18 protein-coding genes are annotated in these 18,355 nt (G+C 54.3%); 13 read left to right on the top strand and 5 right to left on the bottom strand.

Annotated features, from left to right (window positions below):
* Window positions 1–94 precede the first annotated feature (94 nt).
* The 8 genes from AC2FH0_RS07510 to AC2FH0_RS07475 all read left to right on the top strand — a co-directional run bounded on the left by AC2FH0_RS07510 (window position 95) and on the right by AC2FH0_RS07475 (window position 7,836).
* Window positions 95–766, top strand: a complete 672-nt coding sequence (locus AC2FH0_RS07510) for a GntR family transcriptional regulator (protein WP_496691439.1) — start codon at window positions 95–97, stop codon at window positions 764–766.
* Between the two features lie 136 nt (window positions 767–902).
* Window positions 903–2,468 carry a sugar ABC transporter ATP-binding protein gene (locus tag AC2FH0_RS07505; RefSeq protein WP_496691438.1) on the top strand — a complete coding sequence of 522 codons (1,566 nt, stop codon included), beginning with the start codon at window positions 903–905 and terminating at the stop codon, window positions 2,466–2,468.
* 26 nt (window positions 2,469–2,494) lie between these two features.
* Window positions 2,495–3,457: an ABC transporter permease gene (locus AC2FH0_RS07500; protein ID WP_496691437.1), complete on the top strand. Its 963-nt coding sequence runs from the start codon at window positions 2,495–2,497 to the stop codon at window positions 3,455–3,457.
* Between the two features lie 56 nt (window positions 3,458–3,513).
* Complete coding sequence (locus AC2FH0_RS07495) at window positions 3,514–4,509, top strand: substrate-binding domain-containing protein (RefSeq protein WP_496788978.1); 996 nt, start codon at window positions 3,514–3,516, stop codon at window positions 4,507–4,509.
* A 52-nt stretch (window positions 4,510–4,561) separates the two neighbouring features.
* Complete coding sequence (locus tag AC2FH0_RS07490) at window positions 4,562–5,464, top strand: hypothetical protein (RefSeq protein ID WP_496788976.1); 903 nt, start codon at window positions 4,562–4,564, stop codon at window positions 5,462–5,464.
* Window positions 5,452–6,261 (top strand): NAD-dependent epimerase/dehydratase family protein, encoded by an 810-nt coding sequence (locus tag AC2FH0_RS07485; protein ID WP_496788975.1) that lies wholly within the window; start codon window positions 5,452–5,454, stop codon window positions 6,259–6,261. The genes AC2FH0_RS07490 and AC2FH0_RS07485 overlap by 13 nt, the downstream gene beginning before the upstream one ends.
* A gap of 346 nt (window positions 6,262–6,607) precedes the next feature.
* Window positions 6,608–7,312 (top strand): ArsR/SmtB family transcription factor, encoded by a 705-nt coding sequence (locus AC2FH0_RS07480; RefSeq protein ID WP_496702349.1) that lies wholly within the window; start codon window positions 6,608–6,610, stop codon window positions 7,310–7,312.
* Window positions 7,313–7,392: 80 nt separating this feature from the next.
* A complete protein-coding gene (locus AC2FH0_RS07475) occupies window positions 7,393–7,836 on the top strand; it encodes a YqfO family protein (RefSeq protein WP_496702351.1) in 444 nt (147 codons plus the stop codon).
* A 188-nt stretch (window positions 7,837–8,024) separates the two neighbouring features.
* Here the strand turns inward: AC2FH0_RS07475 and AC2FH0_RS07470 are convergent, their stop codons facing one another.
* A complete protein-coding gene (locus AC2FH0_RS07470) occupies window positions 8,025–8,312 on the bottom strand; it encodes a hypothetical protein (RefSeq protein ID WP_496702353.1) in 288 nt (95 codons plus the stop codon).
* Window positions 8,313–8,668: 356 nt separating this feature from the next.
* Between AC2FH0_RS07470 and AC2FH0_RS07465 the strand changes: the two genes are divergently transcribed.
* Genes AC2FH0_RS07465 through AC2FH0_RS07445 form a run of 5 tightly spaced genes read left to right on the top strand, consistent with a single transcriptional unit; the run spans window position 8,669 to window position 12,309 of the window.
* On the top strand, window positions 8,669–9,289 hold the full coding sequence (locus AC2FH0_RS07465) for a glutathione S-transferase family protein (RefSeq protein ID WP_085822351.1): 621 nt from the start codon (window positions 8,669–8,671) through the stop codon (window positions 9,287–9,289).
* Window positions 9,290–9,322: 33 nt separating this feature from the next.
* On the top strand, window positions 9,323–9,991 hold the full coding sequence (locus AC2FH0_RS07460; RefSeq protein ID WP_496691430.1) for a cupin domain-containing protein: 669 nt from the start codon (window positions 9,323–9,325) through the stop codon (window positions 9,989–9,991).
* Window positions 9,991–10,674 (top strand): SDR family NAD(P)-dependent oxidoreductase, encoded by a 684-nt coding sequence (locus AC2FH0_RS07455; RefSeq protein WP_496788974.1) that lies wholly within the window; start codon window positions 9,991–9,993, stop codon window positions 10,672–10,674. The genes AC2FH0_RS07460 and AC2FH0_RS07455 overlap by 1 nt, the downstream gene beginning before the upstream one ends.
* 3 nt (window positions 10,675–10,677) lie before the next feature.
* Window positions 10,678–11,736 carry a flavin monoamine oxidase family protein gene (locus AC2FH0_RS07450; protein WP_496788973.1) on the top strand — a complete coding sequence of 353 codons (1,059 nt, stop codon included), beginning with the start codon at window positions 10,678–10,680 and terminating at the stop codon, window positions 11,734–11,736.
* A 3-nt stretch (window positions 11,737–11,739) separates the two neighbouring features.
* Window positions 11,740–12,309, top strand: a complete 570-nt coding sequence (locus AC2FH0_RS07445; protein ID WP_142640372.1) for a TetR/AcrR family transcriptional regulator — start codon at window positions 11,740–11,742, stop codon at window positions 12,307–12,309.
* 510 nt (window positions 12,310–12,819) lie between these two features.
* Here AC2FH0_RS07445 and AC2FH0_RS07440 read toward each other — a convergent pair.
* The 4 genes from AC2FH0_RS07440 to AC2FH0_RS07425 form a co-directional block, all read right to left on the bottom strand.
* Complete coding sequence (locus AC2FH0_RS07440; RefSeq protein WP_496788972.1) at window positions 12,820–13,572, bottom strand: outer membrane protein; 753 nt, start codon at window positions 13,570–13,572, stop codon at window positions 12,820–12,822.
* A 70-nt stretch (window positions 13,573–13,642) separates the two neighbouring features.
* A complete protein-coding gene (locus tag AC2FH0_RS07435; protein ID WP_496788971.1) occupies window positions 13,643–14,887 on the bottom strand; it encodes a DUF3179 domain-containing (seleno)protein in 1,245 nt (414 codons plus the stop codon).
* 60 nt (window positions 14,888–14,947) lie between these two features.
* On the bottom strand, window positions 14,948–16,615 hold the full coding sequence (locus tag AC2FH0_RS07430; RefSeq protein WP_496691424.1) for a sulfatase-like hydrolase/transferase: 1,668 nt from the start codon (window positions 16,613–16,615) through the stop codon (window positions 14,948–14,950).
* 102 nt (window positions 16,616–16,717) lie between these two features.
* A complete protein-coding gene (locus AC2FH0_RS07425; RefSeq protein ID WP_142639693.1) occupies window positions 16,718–18,355 on the bottom strand; it encodes a sulfatase-like hydrolase/transferase in 1,638 nt (545 codons plus the stop codon).

Genomic DNA, 18,355 nt, shown 5'->3' with positions numbered 1-18,355 from the left:
ACTATCGCTTTCTGATATCTGATATACCAGCTTGCCTAATCTGGTGTATCAGATATCTTGCATCTGGCAACACCTTTTTTGGAGATATCCCCAGATGGCCCTTGAGAGACCCAAATCATTGCGTGAACTCGCACTGGAGCATTTGCGGAACAGCATTATCGATGGCTCCCTGAAGATGGGTCAGGTTTTGTCGGAGCGAAAAATCTCCGAAGAACTGGGCGTGTCTAAGTCACCGGTCCGCGAGGCGCTCGCTCAACTGCGTGACGAAGGGTTGGTCAGTATCGAACCGCAAAAAGGCGCACGCGTGTTTTCTTTGTCCGAACCGGAAGTCACCCAAATCTGCGACTTTAGACAAGCGATCGAAACAGCCGCCTTCGAACTGGCATTGTCGCGTGACCCGGAAGGACTGGCCAGTGAAATGCAACGCGTCGTGACGGAAATGGAGCGAGAACGCAGGCGAGGCAACGAGAAAGGCTACCTTTCACTAGATACCACGTTTCATCAGTTGATCTTCGAACATGCCGGGAACGATTATTTGACGGCTAGCTATACCCGATACATCGGTAAGATTGCAGCACTACGAACCCACCTGGCGAAGCTGCCGCAGCACACCGAACTCTCTTTTGATGAACATGCGAAGATTGCGATTGCAGTGCGCGAAGGGGACATGGCCAAGATCAAGTCTCTTCTTACGGCACATATTGATCGCACGCGGCAGGCCTACAAGAGCGCTGCAATTGTTCTCGAAGGAGCCGCTGCGCCCTGACGCATAGAACAGCTGAGTTTTTGAAGGGGGGCGGGCCATATCGGCACCGCCCCTTTCTTGTTCCGCTTCACCGCTATCTCTTTTTGATTGACATCTGAGATATCAGATGCCAATCAAAAAGCGGGAGGAGCTTTGTATGACACCTGCAATGGAACATGGCGCACTGAGGTCACAGCCACTGATTCAACTGGAAGCGGCTGGCAAAAGCTTCGGAACGAATATTGTTTTGGACGGTGTCGACTTCGAGTTGAGACCCGGTGAAGTTCACGCGCTTTGTGGTGAAAACGGTGCTGGGAAATCCACCTGCCTCGGTCTTCTTTATGGACTTCACCAGCCTTCAGCCGGGCGAATCCTGTGCGATGGCAACGAGCAGCTGATTGAAAGCCCATCACATGCGCAATCACTCGGTATTGGCTGTGTCTTTCAGGAACTCAGCCTCGCCGGTGTCCTCTCCGTAGCGGAAAACATCTTCGCAGGCCGCGTACCCACCCGGTTGGGTGTCGTCAACTGGCCTGAATTGCGTCGTCGGGCGGAAGCGTTGTTGGCGGAGTTCGGTCTGGATATTGATGTTTCCATGCCGGTTGACGGCCTTCCGATTAGCTCCCGCCAGATCGTAGAAATTGCCAAGGCGTTGTCACTGAACTCCCGCGTCCTGCTTTTGGATGAGCCAACTTCAGCATTGGCACCCGATGAAGTGGACGCACTATTCGACGTCTTAAAGTCCCTTACAAAGAAGGGGATTGGCATCGTGTATGTCAGTCACCACATGGCCGAGATCTTCCAGATTTCAGACCGCATCACTGTTCTGCGCGACGGACACCGCATCAGCACATTGCCCGTGTCAGAAACCTCACAGGAAAAGGTCGTTGCCGAGATGATCGGCGGCGCACATCCCGGTGATGTCACCCGTTCGGATCAAGGCGGCGGCAACGAAGTTTTGAATGTAAAGAACCTGACGCACCCCGGCGAGTTTGAAGACATTTCGTTTTCCATAAAAGCCGGAGAGATCGTTGGTATGGCCGGTCTAATGGGCGCCCGCCGCAGCGAGATTGTCCGGTCCATCGCTGGACTGATGCATGGCGCGACAGGCGAAATCAGATTGCATGGCAAGCCAGTCAGCTTTGCGTCCTTGCGGCAAGCGATGCGCGCTGGTGTCGGGTTTGTCCCCGAGGAACGCAAGACCGAAGGTCTATTTCTGGAACAATCGCTCAGCGACAACCTGATTGCAGCCAGTCTTTCCGAACACACGTCTGTCGGTTTCATACGTGCCAGCACAATCAAAGCTGCGAGCCAGGCCGCCATTGACGCCTTCAGTGTCAAAACCAGCGGGATTACCGAACTTGTTGGCGATCTGTCAGGGGGCAACCAGCAAAAGATCATGCTGGCCAAATGGCTCAAACGTTCTCCAGCTCTTCTGATCATCGAGGAGCCCACAAAAGGTGTTGATGTCGGGGCTAAATTTCAGATTCACACAGAGCTTTTACGTCGAGCCGCCGAAGGTATGGCCATCCTCGTGGTGTCATCCGATTTCCCTGAACTTGTCTCTCTCTCTACGCGCATTCTTGTGGTCCACGACGGTCGCCTCATGGGCGATGTTGCGGCGGTTGACGCAACCGAGACCACGCTCCTTCAATTGGCCGCCGGAAACTCTGTTCCATCGGTGGATGCAACCCAAACCAATCAATCAGGAGTCGCGACTTGACTATGACAGCTCAAGCCAATTTGCCCATGAAACCACCCCTGTTGCGCCGTGTCCTGCAAGCCTTTGTTGATATTCGTGAGTTAACGCTGATCGTCCTGATCGCCGCCATCATCATCGTGATGTCCAACATCAACCCCTACTTCCTGAGTTTCTCGAATTTTCGCGCGGTGGCCGTGGGCATGGCACCGACCGCGATCATTGTGATCGGCATGGCAATCCTGCTTGCATCCGGTGGTTTCGATCTGTCGGTTGGTTCGGTGATGGCCCTGTCTTCCACCGTCGTCGCCATGCTGCTTTTGACCGGTATGGCAATCCCGCTCGCCGTAGCATGCGGGCTCATTCTAGGTGGCATGGTGGGCGTGGTGAACGGAGTGCTGGTGACCGGCCTCGGGATCAATCCGTTGATAGCAACGCTCGGAACGATGTCGATCGCACGCGGTATTGCCCTCGTATTGACCGAGGGGTTTTCAGTATCCAGCCTGCCGGCGTCCTTCGCCTGGATCGGCAAAGCTGACATCGGCGGCTTTCCGGTGATTGTCTTGTTCACCATTCTGCTGGTGATCCTGTTTGACCTGGCCGTCCGCCATACGCGTTTCTTCCGTCAGGTCTATTTCATTGGTGCCAATGAAAAAGCCGCGATGCTATCGGGCATCCACGTCACACGCGTGCGCATCATTCTGTACGCACTGACTGGTATTCTGGCTGCTCTGGCGGGTGTCTTGCTGGCCTCCCGCTTGATGAGCGGTACGCCCACGGCCGGCAATGGCATCGAACTGCAAGTTCTGGCGGCTGCCGTCATCGGCGGCGCATCATTACGAGGAGGAGAAGGCACTATCCTTGGAGCTTTCCTTGGCGTCGTTTTCGTCGCGTTAATCAACAACACCATGACGATGCTGGCCGTATCGATCTACTGGCAGATGATCGTCATCGGCGGTGTACTCGTTACAGCAGTCGCCTTGGACATGCTGATCCGAAGCAAACGGGGTTAGGCCCGAAGCTCTCCAAAACTCAACAACAACCAAAGATCCAAAACAGGGAGACTACGATGACCGAATTGAAAGTAAATCGGCGCAAGCTGCTGACAGCGGGCACGACTGCGGGACTGGCCGCCGCTTTCGGACTGCCCATGCTGTCCACGGAAGCCATGGCGCAAGCCGCTGGCAAGGAATACGTTTTTCTGTCCATCGTCACACAAGTGCCGTTCTGGGTGGATTATCGCAACGCGATGGAAGATCTTGAGGAGTTGATGGGCATCAAGGCCACGTTCACGGGCCCCCTAGATTTTGACACTGCAGCGCAAGCACGCCAACTGGACGAATTGATCGCCAGACGCCCCGCAGGTATCCTCATATTCCCCGGTGATCCGGCTACTTTGGCACCCGGCGTTGAACGCGCGGTCGAGGCCGGGATTCCAATCACGTGCTGTATAGGTGACATCCCCGACAGCCCCCGATCCACGTTCCTTGGCATCAACGGCGTTCAGGCAGGACGTGTCGGCGGCGAGATGCTGGCGCAAGCGATTGGCGGCCAGGGGAAGGTCATCCTCGGCACGTTTCCCGCTCCTTCCACGCTGGAACGGGTCGAGGGTTACAAACAAATCTTCGCTGAGAAATACCCGGATATCGAAGTCGTCGATGTTGTGAACGACAAGGCCGACCCGTCCTATGCTCCGACAGCCTATCTTCAAGCCATTCAGGCAAACCCCGATATTGTTGGCATTGGCGGCACAGACGGCGACAGCGGCAAAGGCGCTGCGATTGCGGTCAACGAGGCGGGTCGCAACGACATCAAGATCGTCGCGATGGATCGTAATGACGACATGCTGCCCTACATCGAAGACGGCACCATACACGGTGCTGTGGCTCAGAAGTCCTATTTGGAGATATTCCTCGCCTTCCACATGATGCATTGGCAAAATACCGATGCGTTGAAGGTCTTGCCGGATTGGAAGGCCGCCGGGATCAACCCGCTGCCTGAACGCGTCGAAACCGGGGTGATGCCGATCACGTCCGAGAATGTCGCACAGTTTAAGCACGTCTAAATTTTCATCCCGGCGCGGCCATGTCGCGCCGGAACACCGTCAGGGAGCAAACATGCCGGACAGATGGAGTGTTCTTCAGCTACAGCAGTGTGATCTGCGACTGACACTCCTGCCAGGCATCGGCGGCCGTCTGTGGGACGTGAGTTTTCATGGGCGCTCACTCCTCTTTCAAAACTCAGATCTTGACGGAGTGGAGGTGGACGACACCCGGCTCGCCGATTTGCCTACACGCTCTCCACAATTTGGCTTTCCACTTTGGGGAGGCGAGAAGACATGGATCGCCCCGGACTCGTCTTGGGAAAACGGCGCTCCATTTCCCGTGCTGGACAGCGGCTCCTATCAGATCACTTCTAGAACCAGCACTCGCATCGACATGACCAGCGGCGTCTGTCCCATATCTCACTTATCTGTTTCGCGTCGCATCACACTGACTTCTGAGAAGAGCTGGGACATTGAACATATCGTTGCCAATCATGGAACTTCCTCGCGTTTGACTGGCATTTGGTCGGTCATGATGCTTAACACCCCAACCAAGATCGGCGCCGAAATGGATCATCCTGCGTTTTATCCTGTTTTCGGCTCTGCCGAACAGATGGTTGCAACGCACAGCAGAAGCACTGTCGTGGATTGTAGCAGACTGCAGGAATTCAAGATCGGACTTCCGAACCCCAACAGCCGGACGCTGATAAAGTGCGGAACGGATGGACCTTTGTTGATGTGCTCAGTACCGGAACCTCGGCAAGGTGACCGATTTGCGCATCACTATCCATTCGAGGTCTTCAATTCAGGCGATTACGCCTACTGTGAAGCAGAGTGGCACTCCCCCGTGCGCAACCTCGCCCCAAATGAAACGCTGAGTTTTAGGCAGATGTTCCGCGTCTTGACGGACGAGGACCAGCCACAAATGCCAGCGGGTCTTACAAGCAACAAGGAATTCCTGTTATGCATGTCCTGATCACAGGCGCTGGTGGACATCTTGGGCGCAAACTGTTCGACACGCTCGAAAGTGATCCCGACTACACGGTTTCCGGCATCGACATCCGACCCGCCGATCATCCCAATATTCACACTGCGGATCTATCTGATGATAGCAGTTGGATCAGCTTGCTCGAGGACGTGGACGTAGTCGTGCATCTTGCCGGTGACAGAGAGCCGGCCGCCACTTGGCCCTCAGCGATCAAGCACAATATGGATGCAACCCTTACACTCTATCACCATGCGGTCGCCATGGGTGTCAGTCGCGTGGTACTTGCCAGTTCCAATTGGATCCATGGCGACAAGAGGTTCACGCATGAAGCGCTCAACAGTAAGACACCACCTGGCCCGGTGAACGCCTACGGAATGTCAAAACTGTTCTGTGAACAGACAGGGACTTACTTCGCCGAGCATCACGGACTGTCTGTCATTTGCCTGCGTATTGGCTGGACGCAATGGACCCACGACAACCTACCCGGCACGCATATGGCGATGGGCCGATGGGGCCAGGAAATGTGGTTGAGCGATCGGGATTTCCTAAGCGGCATGCGCGCCGCAATTGATGCAAAAGACGTTTCCTTTGCAGCACTGAACTTGATGTCGAATAACCCGGGCATGCGTTGGGATATCACCGAAACGCAGAAAGTGATCGGCTATTCTCCGAAAGATGGGAGCCCGGCAAAAGTTACCACAGGCATTGCCTTTAGGTCTGCGCTGAAGCGCCTGTTTTCAGTCCGTATCCCAAATTATTTCACCACACGTTTTCCGGATTGGTAAAGTACAAGGCCCAGCCATTGTTGTTGCTTTGGGCATTCAGTTTCCGAAACCTAGCCTTGAGGTAAGCGTTGTTCGCATTGCGGTTGTCGACGCCCCACGTCATGAGCGGCAGATTTCGCAATCTTCGGCTGAATCGCTGCGCTTTTACAAACTGCGAACATCGCTGAACCGGTGTTATGTGAAGCGATCTCTGGTTGAGTAGTGGCGATTCAGTGGGACTAATGCCAGTGGCTCTCTAGCGGGACAAACACAGACACATGATCAGCGTCCGCTTTAAAGCTCATTTCGTTCACCATCGAACAGTTATTACTGGCTGCATTCATTTTCTGTCTTTAATCTGTCTTGCATGGCAATCGAACCGAGACTGGATATAATCGGGGCCGCGCTCGCCGATCCCAGCCGATCCCGCATACTGTGCGAACTGATGGACGGGCGCGCATTCACCAACAAAGAGCTGGCTTGTGCGGCCAAGATAAGCCCGCAGACCGCGAGTGCCCATTTGAAGCAACTCGAAATTGCCGGTCTGACCGCTTCTTTGCGAAGCGGTCGGCATGTTTATCACTGGGTGGCAAGCGCTGACGTTGCCCAGGTGCTGGAAGGATTGGCTACCCTGTCACCGACCGACCACCTGTCTCGGCCCGGCCGGATCGCGACAGACACACAACGCGCACGCAGTTGCTACAATCATATCGCTGGTAAGCTCGGCGTCCTGATGACGAAGCGCCTTGTTGCCCTTAATGTGCTGAATCTCAAAGATGGCGCTTTGACATCCGGACCTCGCTATCAGGATTTCCTCGATGATATCGGTATCGAGCCGCCACCTGTTTCATCGGGGAAACCTCCGGCAAAACTCTGCCTTGACTGGACAGAGCGTCGGCACCACATTTCCGGCCCGCTGGCCACAGCGATCATGCAGAAGTCACTGACAGCGAACTGGCTGGAGCGCAGGACCGGTAGTCGCGCTCTTACCATTTCCGACGACGGGTTCGATGCGCTCGAACGCTGGTTTGGCCTGAGCAAAAAGACTCTGGACGGCTCGGACGACAATTGACAGTTCGGCCGATAACGAACCGTCATTTTCCACAGCATCGCCAATACGAGCTATTTCGGCAGAAGCTGCTGGAGATAAACATGACATTGCCCAAACTCGAAAATGACAGGTTCGTTCCCGAAAACGGTCTGCGGATCGTTGTCCAGGTGCCAGATACGCATGCGCAAAAGATCATTGACGCGGTTCTGGTCGATGACGTTCTGAAATATGGCGACTACGATTGCGTCACCTATCAGACCGCGCCGGGAATGCAAAAATTCAGATCCCTGGGGAGTGGGCGCAACATGGCAACCTCAAAGGTTGTCGAGGTACCCTGTGTGGAACTGTCATTCTTTCTGGACAGTAACGAAGCCAAAACCGTGCAGGTTCTAAGAAACATCTATTCATCACACCCCTACGAAGAGCCGGTGATCTTCGTAGAACCGTGCATGCGGACGCTTCATATCCGGGGAATGGACGAGGACAATCCTAACAGGTTCTGGAACAACGAGACCGAAGATTGGGTGCCAAAAGAGCACTGGTAAGTGAGGTTGAACTCAGCAATCTCCGAACCCCAACGAATAAGTAGGAAGGGCTCCTTTGGAACCTTCGCCGCACGCTGTACTAGGGTCCGGTTTTGATTTCCTGGAAACAAGGCAATAGCGGAAAGCTCCTGCACATCGCGGTTCGGGTGTTATATGCACCGGTCTCTCGTTGAATGCCCGATCTGCTGTCACATGCCTTCGATAATGGCAATTCTGGCCGTGGCATTTTCCCTAACGATGTACCGCAGCAAGTTATTACCCTCGGCCATGAGGTCGAGGCGATCTTCGTTCTTTTTCACCACGGCTGCCCACGCCATTTGATCGTGTATTAAATCGTCAAGGATCGCTATGCGTTGTCCACGGCCCATTTCCTTGGTTTTGCTTTTTAACACCAAAAGTCCATCAATATGCCCGATGAGGTCGGGTGCCAGGTCCTGATCTTTAATGAGCTCATGCAGGTTCATCAGCTGTGGCATATCGGGTACCGTAGGTTTTTCGTATGCGTCTCAGGGGGCATTCTAGCAGACCTAGAAAACTCTTGGTTCGGCCCATAAGAGACATTCGGCACCCTGCTGGCATTCTGCGGTCGCAGCCCGCATTCCGGTCATTCGCTGCAAGTGCAAACTTTGGCGCTGCTCGAACTCACACATAGCGGGACTTTATTGTCATTCTTTAGGACGACACAAATGACCGCTCGAAGGAAGCTGGCATCAAACCCAGACGCTGCTGAACTTATCATCGTAACAACCTTGTGATCGCGACGACCAAAGTACATCTTGCCCAAGACATCTACCTACTAGTAGGTTGATGTCTGTTCGCAAGGAGAGACAACATGAAAATCTATGATACTGAGGGTTTCCCAAACCCCGCACGTGTGCGCATTGCGCTTGCTGAAAAAGGCGCAACAGACCAGGTCCAATTCGTTCCGGTTGACGTGATGGGTGGCGAACATCGCACCGAGGCCTTCAAAGCCAAGAACCCCGATGCCGTTGTGCCCTGCCTTGAGCTGGCGGACGGTACACATATTTCGCAGTGCAATGCGATTACAGAATATATCGACAATCATTTCGAAGGCCCGTCGCTGACCGGAGAGACACCAAAACAACGTGCGCAAATTTCGATGATGAACCTGCGTGCAGAAAATGGTCTGCTGAATGCTGTGGGAACCTACTTTCACCATGCCACACCAGGTCTTGGTCCAGACCTTGAGACCTATCAATGTGCTGAATGGGGTAACAAGCAAAAGCAAGTTGCTGGTCAGACAATGGCTTACTTGGATGAAGTTCTGGCTGACAATGAATATCTGGCAGGTTCTGAGTTTTCGGTTGCTGATATCACGGCGTTTGCCGGTCTTGCCTTTGCGGACTTTGCCAAGGTCGACATTCCAGAAACACTCTCCAATCTGACGGCATGGCGGGCAAAGGTCTCGGCACGGCCCAGCATCGCAGGTTAAAGACGCGATACCACTCAAGCCGAAAGGAAAAACATGGAACTGAACGCAGACTTTAAAACACGCGTGGTTGTTCACTCTGAACAGCTTGAGTGGAACGCTTCGCCTATGCCCGGTGTGGATCGGCGTATGCTGGACCGCATCGGCGGCGAAGTTGCCCGTGCCACGACGATTGTGCGCTATGCGCCGGGCAGCAAATTTTCGGAACACACCCATACAGGTGGCGAAGAATTCATCGTGCTTGATGGTGTATTTCAGGACGAACATGGCGACTTCCCCGAAGGGACATATGTGCGCAATCCTCCCACCACTGCACATACGCCGGGGTCAGAGCCGGGCTGCACGATCTTTGTAAAGCTGTGGCAGTTCGACATGGCCGACCGCAATCAGTTTCGCAAAACCATGGCCGAAGAACTGACCGATCCTGTGGATGGTGTCGCAACGGCTGAACTACACCGTGATGCGCGTGAAACAGTTACCTACAGCCACCTTGATGCAGGCGCGACACTGGAAAATACCGATGTGGGTGGGATCGAAATGCTGGTTATTGCCGGTTCCGTCACCGAAGGCAGCGATACGCTTGAAAAAGGAGCATGGCTGCGACTGCCGGAAGGCGATCAACTGTCTGCAACGGCTGGCCCTGATGGGGCAAAGCTGTGGATCAAGACGGGTCATTTATCCCACGCCAAACCGCCTGCCGTCTGATGAGTGTTGAAAAACCTTTGGTCCTTGTGGCCGGCGCGGGGGCTGGCCTTGGTCAGTCCCTGTTGTCCCGTTTCACAAAAGATGGCTTTGCCGCCGTTGGCTTGGGACGCACGCAACCTGAAACGGTGATTGGCCAGTTCTTTGAGATGGACCTGACGGACGAGAGTGCCGTTCCCAGCATCCTGGCACAGGTTATTGCAGAACATGGCCCGCCTAAGGTTGTGATCCACAACACGAGCGAACTGATCATCGCGCCTTTCGCAGAAACCCGGCTTGCTGATTATCAACGCACGTGGGGATCCATGGTGCAGTCTGCCATTTTGCTTGCCCAATCGACACTGCAACCGATGGTCCGCGCTGGCGGTGGTACGTTCATTGTATCTGGCGCCACAGCGTCCTTGCGGGGTGGTACAAGATTCTCGGCCTTTGCCAGCGCAAAATTCGCCTTGCGCGGCCTGACGCAATCGCTTGCACGGGAGTATCAACCAGCAGGTGTTCATGTCTGCCACGCGATTCTGGACGGTATCATTGATACAGCGCGATCTCGGGACCTGCACAACCTAGATCCGGGCAAGATGATGAAGCCCGAGGACATCGCAGAGGCCTACTGGGGCCTCGCCCACCAACCCAAATCCACATGGACGCACGAGCTTGATCTGCGTCCGGCATCCGAAGGGTTCTAGCGCATGCAAACGCTGATTGTCGGCGGCGGGTTGTCAGGGCTTGTCTTAGCCGAACGTCTTGAGGCGCAAGGGCGCGACTATATGCTGATTGAGGCCCGCCCGCGGTTTGGCGGGCGAATCATGACGCAGCATCTGGAGGCAGGCTACTTTGACATGGGGCCTGCCTGGTTCTGGCCGGGCCAGCCACGTATTGCAGCTCTGATTGATCGGTTTGGTCTGACAAAGTTCGACCAATTCGCCGATGGCGCTCAGACCTTTGAGGATGAACATGGCAACGTGCAACGCGGGCAGGGTTTTTCATCAATGGAAGGGTCATGGCGGCTAAAGGGAGGGCTGGCTGCTCTGACAGACGCATTGGCCAACTGCCTGCCGGATCATCGCAAACAGCTAAACGCGTCGGTTGTTAAACTTGACATGTCCGGCGATCAATTCATTGCAACAACGGCAAAGGGCGAACAGATCCACGCGGATCAAGCTGTCCTCGCTGTGCCCCCACGTGTTGCGGCCGAAATCGCATTTTCGCCCGCATTGTCTGCCGAAGCCGCCCAAACCATGAAAGGCATCGCGACATGGATGGCAGGTCAGGCCAAGGCTGTTGCGGTGTACGACAAACCATTCTGGCGCAAACAAGGACTGTCCGGTGATGCAATGAGCCGGAAAGGACCGATGGTCGAAATCCATGATGCATCCCCCCCTGAGGGCGGACCATACGCGCTATTTGGCTTCATCGGTGTACCGCCCCAAGGTCGCGCGGACGAACAACTGCTGCGTCAGCACCTGCACGCTCAATTAACACGGTTGTTCGGGCCTGAAGCCGCCGAGCCCCAAAAGCTCTACTTGAAAGACTGGGCCATTGATCCCTACACTGCAACTGAGGCGGATAAGGCACCGCTATATGCCCATCCGACATACGGTCTACCGAAGGCGATGAGCAATCTGTGGAACGGAAAGCTGCATTTCGCAGGAACAGAGGTCGCCCCGGTTTTCGGCGGCTATATCGAAGGTGCTTTGGAAGCGGCAGAGAATGTCCTACACAGCCTAAACGCCCAAAATCTTGGATAACACATGGCGACCGACACCAAGACAACTCTGCTCAATTCGGCTGAACGGGCCGCGCGCAGGCGTGGCTTTGATGGGTTCAGCTATGCCGACCTGGCCGCCGACGTCGGAATCACAAAGGCCAGCATTCACCATCATTTCGCCAGCAAGGCAGCTTTGGCCGTCGCGCTGATGCAGCGGTATTATTCAGATTTGGAAACCGCCTGTGGCGAGATTGATCAAGACCATGCAACAGGGGCGACGCGCTTGGCCGCTTTGATCAAGCGGTATCGTGGCGCACTTGAAGGTGGTCAAAGCTTGTGCCTGTGCGTGTCTTTTTCGACCAGCACAGAAAATCTATCAGCAGACACGATTGCCGAGATGAACCGTTTTCGCACAATGATGACCGAATGGCTTGCGAGGGTATTTTCACTGGGTCAGGGCGATGGAACGATCCTACATGTTGCCGATCCGGCAGCAGAAGCCGCCGCAACACTGCCTTTGCTCGAGGGCGCACAACTGGCAGCCCGAGTGGCACAGGACCCGCAAAGGTTTGAAGCGGCAGTCCAGATTTTGTCCAAGCGATTGGTTCAATAAACCAATGCGCAACCCTTCGTCCTGACACTGGCTTTTGTCCGTTAGGACTTGAGCACGTTCAAAAACAGACATTGCTGCGCTCTGCAGCATTGGTCGTTTTGGGCTCTTTCAAGACCTTGGGTGCAGCGCAGCATTTCGGTTCAAGAACCACTAGCCATCGATTTGAACGGCCCATAGCCGACATCCATCAGCCCTTTGAAATATTGCGTTAGCAACCCGCATTTCAGACATTCGCTGCGATTGCGAAAGCTAGCCTAGGTGAATTCTCACTCCGCGGTCGAAAGTGGCATCGCTACCTCAGACTTGTCTCATTCATTGCTAGCCTTTCTAAGGCTACAACAAACTCCATCCAGCTATCGATGCCGGAGATCAAGATCTGGGGCCAGGCACGAAAACAAATCTGAGGGCACATGCGAATTTGATTCTCTAAACCTTTTTACAATTGAATCGCGCCAATCAAACGACGTTCGTAACATCACAACCTTGTCTCGGGTTCGCCAACAAAGAATTTTAGAACCGATAAGTTGCGCCTAGCACAGGCCCCGACTGATCAAATGTAAAATCGTTGCCGTCGATTTCATGATCGAATGAGATATAGCGATAGCCACCGCGGATCAGCCACCTGTCGTTGATTGCGTAATCTGCCGTCAGCAGAATCTGCCAGGTTTCACTGTCGCTGCGGAAGCCTCCGTAGTCGACAAAACCGGAGCCCGACCACTTGTCCGAGAACTGTACCCGTGCTCTGGCGCCGATGACAGGGTCGGTCCAGCTATCGTCTGCCGTTGTTGTGCGCCCCGGTGCCGCGCCGGGTAGAAGGGTAAATTCCGTTTCGGTGCTGAACCACCGGAAACCCCCGGCGACGTCAACAGTGATAGTTGGCGCTTCATACACTCTGTAGCCAACATAACCACTCAGGTATTGTGTGGTAAATGATGTCTCCAGACCCGAGCCGACAGGTCCAGGAGCGCTGTTACTGAACGATAAGTCTGTGTAGTTGTAATCTGCAAGTATCAGCCAACGTCCGTTGGTGGCCGAGAACGCACTCATAAAGGCAAAATCGAGGTTTTCCAACGCATCCGAAAAGCTGAGCGTACCGTCCAGAGTGCCCAAAGGTGTGTCCAATGTAGTCTCTGTTTCCGGCATGAACAGGTAGATTGTGGCCTCATATGACCAATCGGATTGTTGTGCCGAAGCCGCTGTGGCCACAGATGCAAAAAAAGCTACTCCGCAAGCGCAGCTTTTCACCCAAATTGACGAAATCATTCTGTCCCTCCCGTCAAACAATCAAGTTTGAATAAATGGTCTTTGGTTTGTGGTTGTTTGGCCCTGGGCCTCATTCTACAGCTCCTTCGGTTGCCATGGAACCGCTGCCGACACGATTAATATCAGTGTTCGGGAAGAACTCGGACCAGACATGCCAGAATGCGCCTGCGCGCAGGGTTTCGACACGTTTTAGCTGACCCTGATCTGAATGGCCCCAAAAATCGCAATGGCTCACAGGTTGACCAAAGTCGTTGTACCAAACGCCTAGGCTTTCATACTTTGGATCCAAGCTGACCACGACATCTCGTCCGCCGACATTGGCATTCACGATCCACTCGTTCTCGACGATGAAATCATCAGTCCAGCAAACCGCATCCTTACCGATCGTAATTCCCCAAACGTAGGTTTTATTTGGTAACCGATCGTCTGAACGATCCATGTTGTCCATCACGGGCGCGTCTTCCTGATGCTGGCGTCCGATGCCCCAGCCAAACGTGATCTCGGTCATCATATCCAGCAGGCGCAAAAATGGGTTCGGGGATGGCTTGTTCAGAAATACCTCACCGTCAGGATAGGCCTTCTGAAACCCGCGGAACGTCATTCGAAAGGTTGGCCAGGGCTCCATTTGCGCTTCGGGTCGAAGGGGGCAGGCAGGACCGTCGGAGTTAGGGTCGCGGTCCGCCTCGCGGAAACCATAGATGTGCTGGATCGGCTCGCCCGTGTCGTTATCGCGCAGGATTAGGTTATTGCCATGCTGGGCCAAAACCTCGAGATTCAACCGTCGTCCTTCTATTCGCGGAATGTAACCCTGACCCAGATTGGCCATAGCGCAATAGGTCATGACCACGTCTTCGCCACCCAAGCCATCTACATTCCCGGCCAGATGAGGGCGCATAATCTGCGCATCCGGGTGCGCGCGGGCTTGGCCGTTGTTTTCGATGACAATGACGGGCGCAGTTGGTCCGACATATTTGCGGGCTTCTTTAATTGGAAAGTACTGTGCGTCATTGAGCTGGTTCCTTAGACCCAAATGCACCCAAACGTAGGGAAACCCATAAAGAAGAAGAGTAAGCACAGCCGCTATGAGCCAAAGCCAGAAAGGGCCACCGCCCAAAAGGAAATGCGCAAGTGTTGCCGCTGCGAACCCGCCAAGTCCGATACCGATCAGGCGATATTCATTGCGGATAAAGCGCACCATATTCTCGCGCTTTACCTTCAGCAACATTTGAGAGACGTCGCCCAGATCGCGAAAATAGACAAAGCCGATGCCGAGAGACACAATCAATCCCAGTGCGAATATTATGCTACCAAACATGCTGTGACCCTCGACCTTGATTAACACAGTCCTTCACAGGTTTATTGCGAAGGATTAGGCTTACTTCTGTGGTGACGCGCGCTTGATCATGAAAGCCTCAACTGCCTGTTGGGTTTCGGGGCGGATGTTCTCGATCCCTTCATAGGGCACGCCATAGGCGGGCGCGGTATCGGGGAATTTCTCTTTGCGGGCCATGTGGCGGCCCAGAATCCGAGCGAATTCCTGCCCTCCCCAGGCGCCAACCTCGGTCGAGACCGAGTATTCTTCGCGCGTGTCCCGATAGAGATCAAAGAACTTTGCAAGAATGGCGCTTTCGCCTGGTCCCGGCAGTTTCAGCTTTAGCTGGTCTTTCACGACCGCCTCGGGCTTGTTCACCGAATAGACGATGACGTGATCGCGGCGAGATTTGGTTTCATCGGTGAACAACAAGGCGGCCGACTGGTCCACCCCATCTACAAGGCGATCCCGCGGAATATACTGATCTGCTCCGGCAAAGCGCGACAAAGTGGTATAGAGGTCCGAGACATGGATGATGCTGTTAAGCAACCCGTCAGCCTCGATCATACCGGGCCAGCGAATGAAGGCGTCAACTCGTATACCGCCTTCAGTCGTGTCACCTTTGCCGCCAGCATAGATCAGCGGGGTGAACCCGGATTGCGGCGCGTATTTGGTGAAATGGCCATTGTCACCCATGACCACAACCACAGTGTTTTCCGTCAAGCCCAACTCTTCCAGCCGCGCGAACAAGTCGCCCAACCACTGATCGAGCAACTGCATTTTGTCCACATACAGGCCACCATTAACGCTCTCTGGCCCCGACCGCCCGGCACGGGTGTTGTCCAGCGGGATCATCGGCCAGTATTGTAAGAAAAACGGGTCTTCACCACTTGCTAGGCGATCCAATTCTTCCATCGTCTTGTCCTGAAACCCCTGGTTCATCTCATCGTACTTCGCAGCGTTCCAGCGTTCGCCGGTTTCCATGCGAATTTCGCGGATGGGCCCGCCGGTTTCCCCTTCGATGACTGTCATCATCGCGGCAGAGTCCGGCCGGAACCAGCCGTCCAGCGTATATTTGTCGTCATAGTCACGGATCGCGACCGAGACCTGTTCTTTGATCGCATCATCATTGAAGATCGTCAGCTGGCCCTGTTGGTGGATGGCGTGCTGGGCATAGTCAAAACCCTGATTCATCGCCCAGCTTTCGGCGATATCGCCCATGTGCCATTTGCCGACATGGCTGGTCGCATAACCCGCCTGTTTCAGAATTTCGGCCAAGGTGACCTCGTTTTCCGGTAAGCCAAACCCGGCAATGTCCACCGTTGTGTCGCCCATACCCATGCGTACGGGCAACCGCCCGGTCATTTGTGCCACGCGGGTCGGCGTGCACGAAGGTTCAGTATACATGCGCACCATTCGCATCGCCTGATCGGAAAAGTCGTTGATATTCGGCGTTTCATAACCTCGCACAGCGTTTAGCTCGGGGATGCCCATGTCGCCGAAGCCCATATCGTCGATCAGAACGCTGACTATGTTTGGGGGCTGCCCATTGTTACCGTCACGAAAAGCGGCCAGAGCATCATCAACAGCGGTATCATCCTGTGCCCATTGTTCTGCATGTTGTGCCTGCAGAATATAGAATTCGGCATCGTGTTGAATTGGGTCTTCCTGCGCTTGCAAAGGTGGTGCCGTAACGCCTGCACAAAAAACCAGAAGCCATTGTAGTTTCATTCCGTCTCCCCCAGGTTTGAAGCCGAGCTTCGGTGTTTGATCTTTGATGCGTTAACCAATTGTAACATCGTTATATTCAGATATTTATTTAAATTTGCGACGTCACTGCCAGCTCATGAATACATCACGGGTCAGTTCAGTTTCCGGACGCAGGTTTTCGATGCCCTCATAGGGGGTACCTTTGCCGATCTCTGAATGTGGATATTTGGCGATCATCTTCTGGTGGCGCTTTATCATATCCTGAAAAGATGCACCGGCCCAAAGCGAGTAGCCAACCAACGGGTGTTCCTCACGAGGGTCCCGATAGATGTTATAGGTTGGAGCAGCCGCGCCGGGTTGACCAGGGGCAGGAAGGTGCATCTTGAATTCTTGTTTAACGACCGAGCGCAAGACAGGGCCTTCGTAGACATAGACATAGTCACGCCGACCGTTCCCCTCGCCGTTCAACAGTAACGCCGTCTGGTCAATGCCGTCTATCACACGGTCCCTTGGGATAAAGGCGGTGGCTCCGGCAATTCGCGCCATTGTGGTGAAGATATCTGAAACATGAACGATGTCGCCAGCTGCAGTGTTGGGTTCGATCACACCGGGCCAGCGAATGAACGCATCGGTTCTTACTCCGCCTTCAAGATGCTGAGTTTTGCCTCCGCGATAGATTAGTTGGTTCAGGCCGGATGAGCCTTCATAGTGATACATCAGACCATTATCTGCCATCAGAACAACAATTGTGTTGTCTGCCGTGCCGGTTTCTTCAAGCTTGGCCAAGAGATCTCCAATCCATCCATCAAGCAGTTGCAGCTTGTCGGCATGAAACCCGCCATTTCGTGAAATTGCCTGATCCGGGTAGACGAAGTTCAACGGGTACAGCGGCCAGTATTGTAAGAAGAACGGCGCATCCTCGGAGGCTACACGTTCGAGTTGCTCCAGCGCCTGCCGTTGATATCGTTCGTTCATCTCTTCATATTTGGCCTGCGTCCAAACCTCACCGGCTGACATGTCTACTTCCAGGGCGGGCCCACCGGCTTCGGCCTCGACACCGGTGACAAGACCATATGGCTTGAAGCGCTCATCCAGCAGGAACTGATTGTTCTGCCCCTCGGGCACGTAGCCGAGCATGGCGTTGGACCTCATTGCCTCGGGGATCATGAGGCTCAGCTGCACTTGCTGGTGTAGTGGAAATGCGGCCCAGTCGAATCCCTGATTGTGTGGGTACGATTGCTCAATGTCACCTTGGTGCCATTTGCCGATATGCGCCGTATTGTAGCCGACTTGTTTCAGTATCTCCGGCAGTGTCACTTCGCTGGTCGGAAGACCTTCTCCGACCAAAGCCACCTTGACCTCTTCGACACCGGCGCGTATTGGGTGGCGCCCCGTCAGCATGGCGGTACGTGTGGGAGTACAAGAGGGTTCGGTATACATGCGCATCAGCGACATGCCTTCGGTAGCCAACTGATTGATGCTGGGTGTCTCGATCCCCATGACGTAATTCATCTTGCGGTCACCCATCTGACCAAAGCTTACATCATCGATCAAGATGTAGAGGAAATTAGGAGGCTTGCCGCCATTGGCCGCACGAATTTCGGTCAGCTTGGCGTCGACTTCAACGTCTTGCGCATCCCATGCCTCACCAAACTGCGCGCGAAGGAATTCGAACTCGCCGTCATGAACAATCGGGGTTTCCTGAGCAAGCGCGGAGCCGGCACCAATCAACAACGCAGGCAAAATGTATCTAAGTCTCAT

The sequence above is a fragment of the Ruegeria sp. CDSC051 genome (assembly GCF_059610665.1).
This window is presented reverse-complemented; position numbering and strand designations above follow the sequence as displayed.